Annotated in this window: 4 protein-coding genes; all 4 read left to right on the top strand. The window is 69.0% G+C overall.

Annotated elements, in window-relative coordinates; translation table 11 throughout:
* Positions 1-454 precede the first annotated feature (454 nt).
* On the top strand, positions 455-1495 hold the full coding sequence (locus tag AC07FN_RS45670; protein WP_478401342.1) for a polyprenyl synthetase family protein: 1041 nt from the start codon (positions 455-457) through the stop codon (positions 1493-1495).
* A gap of 10 nt (positions 1496-1505) precedes the next feature.
* A complete protein-coding gene (gene ispH, locus AC07FN_RS45665; RefSeq protein ID WP_478401341.1) occupies positions 1506-2750 on the top strand; it encodes a 4-hydroxy-3-methylbut-2-enyl diphosphate reductase in 1245 nt (414 codons plus the stop codon).
* Between the two features lie 16 nt (positions 2751-2766).
* On the top strand, positions 2767-4566 hold the full coding sequence (locus AC07FN_RS45660; RefSeq protein WP_478401343.1) for a 1-deoxy-D-xylulose-5-phosphate synthase: 1800 nt from the start codon (positions 2767-2769) through the stop codon (positions 4564-4566).
* A partial coding sequence (locus AC07FN_RS45655) for a flavodoxin-dependent (E)-4-hydroxy-3-methylbut-2-enyl-diphosphate synthase (protein ID WP_478401340.1) occupies positions 4566-4804 on the top strand: 239 nt, incomplete at its 3' end. The genes AC07FN_RS45660 and AC07FN_RS45655, both read left to right, overlap by 1 nt.

Below are 4804 nucleotides of genomic sequence, written 5' to 3'. Positions count from 1 at the left end.
TCACCGCCAGCCCCCGCAAAATCACCGCGATCGTCCGCGCCGCACTCACCCTCACCCACCACGAACACGGCAAAATCCACTGAGATCACCTCATTAGAAACGCTCATAGCTCGTTCCGCCCGAGCTGGTTTCACCTGTTGAAACTTTCTCTTGTGAAAGACCCATCTGTCGCGCAGTCTGGCTTGGTCACATTCGTTGAACAAACGCGGTAGCTGCGACGAGGATCTGAGTCTTCCTCAAGCGAATGGTTCCCGCCTGGCTTGGAAGCAAGTTCGGCAAATCTGCTCACCCGCGCACGTCCGGACCATCCCGGCGCGACCGCAAACTACGACCAGAATCAGTACAGGCGTACGCATCGACTAATGATGTGGCACGCCCCGCTCTGCTTCGAGATTTTCGGTGTCGCCGCGAGACGGCGGCCACATCCCAATCAGCGCTGCGAAATGAGGATGCCGTGACTCTTGCGACGACGTCGGCACACCGATCAGCCAGCGAGGTCCTCGGGTGGAGCCGGACCACCATCGAACCGGTGCTGTGTGCCGCGGTGCGCCGGCTGCCGGACTCCATGCTGCACCTGGCCGGTTACCACCTCGGGTGGTGGGACGCGATTGGCGAGCCGTGCCGGGCACCAGCTGGCAAGGCGATCCGGCCCGCGCTGACGCTGCTGTCCGCCCAGGCGGTCGGAGGCGCACCGGAGGTCGCGGTCGGGGCGGCTGTCGCAGTGGAATTGGTGCACAACTTCTCGCTGGTGCACGACGACGTGATGGACGCCGACGAGATGCGTCGGCACCGGCCGACCACCTGGTCTGTCTTCGGCGTCAACCGGGCGATCCTGGCCGGCGACGTGATCCTGGCCGCCGCATTCCAGGCGCTCGCGGCCACGGGGTCTCCTGCCTGCACCGCGACCGCGGTGGACGTGCTCGCCCAGTGCGTGAGCGCGCTGTGCGAGGGGCAGAGCGCCGACCTGTCCTTCGAGGAGCGCAACGACGTCGACACCGGCGAGTACTTGACCATGGCCTGGGGCAAGACGAGCGCGCTGCTGGGCACCTCGTGCGAGCTGGGCGCGGTGCTCGCCGGTGGGGACGAGCGGCAGCGGAAGGCGTTGCGGGACTTCGGCGAGCACCTGGGCCTGACTTTCCAGCTCATCGACGACCTGCTTGGCATCTGGGGCGACCCGGCGGTCACCGGCAAGCCGGCCGGCGCGGACCTGGTGCGGCGCAAGCAGTCCTACCCCGTGGTGAGCGCGCTGCGCGCGGGTGGCCCGGCTGCCACCGAACTGGCCGAACGCTACGCCCAGCCCGAGGCCTTCACGCCAGAGCAGGTCACCGAGGTGGCGCTGCTGGTGGAACGGGCCGGTGGTCGCGAGGCGACCCAGCGCCACGCCCGGGAGCAGCTCGCCGATGCCCTCGCGGCGCTGGAGGCCGTCCACCTCGACGAGCAGGCCAAATCGGAACTGCTCGTACTAGCCGAACTCGTCACCCGTCGCAACAGCTGAGGAGAAGGTCGTGCACCCACTCGTCTGGCACATCAGGGCAACGCCCGCCAATCCGGCCCCGAGCGACGCGGTCCTCGTCGCGAGCAGCTACCGTCTCGCCGACCGGCTGCCGTCGGACTGCGCGGCGGCACCGCTGCTGGTCGGTGAGCTGCGCCGGCACAGCGTCAGCGTCGTCTCGACCCATGTGGACGTTGGCGTCGGTGAGCAGATCGCTTCGGCGCCGCGTGGCGGCGATATCGACCTGCTCGCCATTGGCGCCGACCAGCGCAGCCGGACCATAGTGGACAGTGTGCTCGGCAGTTGGCTGTCGGTGGCCGCGCCCCGCACGGTGCTGCTGGCCAGCCCGCGCTCGTTCTGCGCCGGCGTGGAGCGCGCGATCGGCATCGTCGAACGGGCGCTCGAGCAGGCCGAGGGCAGCCCGGTGTACGTCCGCAAGGAGATCGTGCACAACAAGCACGTCGTGCGGGACCTGGAGAAGCGCGGGGCAGTGTTCGTGAACGAGCTCCACGAGGTGCCCGACGACGTGACGGTGGTCTTCTCCGCGCACGGCGTGTCCCCCGCTGTCCGCAACGAGGCCGACCGGCGGGGACTGCGAGTCATCGACGGGACCTGCCCGCTGGTGTCCAAGGTGCATTCCGAGGCACGCCGGTACGCCGGTCGCGGTGACACCGTGGTCCTGATCGGCCACCGTGGTCACGAGGAGGTGGAGGGTACCTTCGGCGAGGCACCGGACCAGACCGTGATCGTCGAGACTGTGTCCGATGTGGACAAGTTGAGCATCGACGACCCCTCACGGATCTCCTACCTGACCCAGACCACGCTCGCGGTGGACGAGACCGCCGACGTGGTGGAGGCGTTGCGCGCCAAGTTCTCCGCGCTGCGCGGCGCGGCCTCCGACGACATCTGCTACGCGACGACGAACCGGCAGGGCTCGCTGCGCGCGGTTGCCGATCAGGCCGACCTGGTGCTGGTGGTCGGTTCCGCCAACTCGTCGAACTCGGTTCGTCTGGTGGAACTGGCCGAGCGCGGCGGCACCCCGGCGCACCGGATCGACGACGTCACCGACATCCGACCGGAGTGGCTGGCGGAGACCAGTGTGGTCGGGCTGACCGCGGGCGCATCTGCGCCACCGAACCTGATCGACGAGATCGTGCGCGCACTGGGCGGGTTGGGCCCGCTGGACGTGCGGCAGATCGAGACGACGACCGAAACCATCCATTTCGGACTTCCCAGCGCCGTCCGCTCGGTGTCCTGACCCTTCGGGAGTGACCGTGACCATCGTCAGCGACTTCATCGCGTCGGTTCCCGTGCCACGGCAGCGCACGGCGCTGCTGGAAACCGTCACCGGGCCCGCCGACCTGCGTCTGCTGGACCATGCCGACCTGGCCGAGCTGTCCGCCGAGATTCGCGAGTTCTTGGTGACCTCGGTGTCCGCAGTCGGTGGTCACCTCGGGCCGAACCTGGGCATCGTGGAGCTCACCCTGGCCCTGCACCGGGTGTTCCGCTCGCCGCAGGACCGCATCCTGTTCGACATCGGGCACCAAGCGTACGTGCACAAGCTCGTCACCGGCCGCGCCGCCGGGTTCGCCTCGCTGCGGCAGTACGGCGGCCTGTCGGGCTACCCGTCGCGGGCCGAGAGCGAGCACGACCTGATCGAGAACTCGCACGCGTCGACCGTACTGGCCTACGCCGACGGCATGGCCAAGGCGTTCGCGATCAACGGCGAATCCGACCGCCACGTGGTCGCGGTCATCGGCGACGGAGCGCTGACCGGCGGCATGTGCTGGGAGGCGCTGAACAACATCGGCGACACCCGCAACCCCATCGTCGTCGTGCTCAACGACAACGAACGGTCCTACAGCGCCACGGTCGGCTCGGTCGCCGCGCACCTGCGTGAGTTGCGGAACAACCCGCGGGCCAAGCCGCTGTTCGAGGATCTGGGGCTGACCTACCTCGGCCCGGTCGACGGTCACGACACCGAGGCGCTGGACGCGGCGCTGTCCGCGGCCCGCGCCACCAGTCGGCCGACGATCGTGCACTGCGTGACCGTCAAGGGCAAGGGCTACCCACCCGCCGAGCAGGACGAGGCGGACCGGATGCACGCTTGCGGTCAGATCATCCCCGCCACCGGCAAACCGGTCAGCGCCGGAAAGCCCTCCTGGACCTCGGTCTTCGAGCGGGAGATCGCGGCGATCGGTGAGCGGCGGCAGGACGTGGTCGCGATCTCGGCCGCGATGCCGTTGCCCGTCGGGCTCGGCACCTTCGCCGAGCGATTCCCGGATCGCTTCTTCGACGTCGGCATGGCCGAGCAGCACGCCGTCACCTCGGCGGCCGGGCTGGCCATGGGCGGCACGCACCCCGTGGTCGCCATCTACGCCACGTTCCTGAACCGGGCGTTCGACCAGGTTCTGCTGGACGTCGCGCTGCATCGTTTGCCCGTGACATTCGTACTCGACCGTGCCGGCATCACCGGGCCAGACGGTCCGAGCCATCACGGTATGTGGGACTTGTCGATGCTGGCCATGGTGCCCGGTTTGCGGGTCGCCTGCCCCCGTGACGCGGCCAGGCTGCGGCAGCTGCTCCAGGAGGCGGTCGACACCGAGGACGGACCGACGGCAATCCGCTTCCCGAAGGCGTCCATCGGCGAGGACATCCCCGCAGTCGGCCGGGTCGGTGACGTCGAGGTGTTGCTGTCAGGCGGCAACGATGTGCTGCTGGTGGCCGTCGGTGCCACCGCACCGACGTGCTTAGCGGTTGCGGAAGCGCTGACCTGGCGCGGCATCGGCGTCACCGTCGTCGACCCGGGATGGGTGCTGCCGGTCGACTCTGGCCTGCTCGACCTCGCCCGCGACCACCGCACGGTCTACGTCGTCGAGGACGGCCTGCACGGCGGTGGCGTCGGCGACGCGGTCGCCCGCGCCTGTGGCGACGCCGGTGTCAGCGCGCCCGTCCGTTCGTTCGGAATCCCCGGGCGCTTCCTGCACCACGGCACCCCGCAACAGCTCGCCCGCGACTGCGGGCTCGACGCCGAGGGCATCACCGACAGCATCCTGCGCGACGGAGGACTGTGATGAGCGTTCAGCTTGGCATGCCCGCGACCCCGCCCCCGGTACTGAGCGAACGCCGCAAGACCCGCCAACTCCAGATCGGCTCCGTCGGCATCGGCAGTGACCACCCGGTAGCCGTCCAGTCCATGACCACCACTCTCACTGCTGACGTCAACGCCACGTTGCAGCAGATCGCCGAGCTGACCGCCGCGGGCTGCGACATCGTCCGGGTGGCTTGCCCCAGCGCGGACGACGCGGAGGC

Source organism: Saccharopolyspora sp. NPDC045941 (assembly GCF_056431445.1).
The sequence above is the reverse complement of the archived record's forward strand: the minus strand, read 5'-3'. Positions and strand labels throughout refer to the sequence as shown.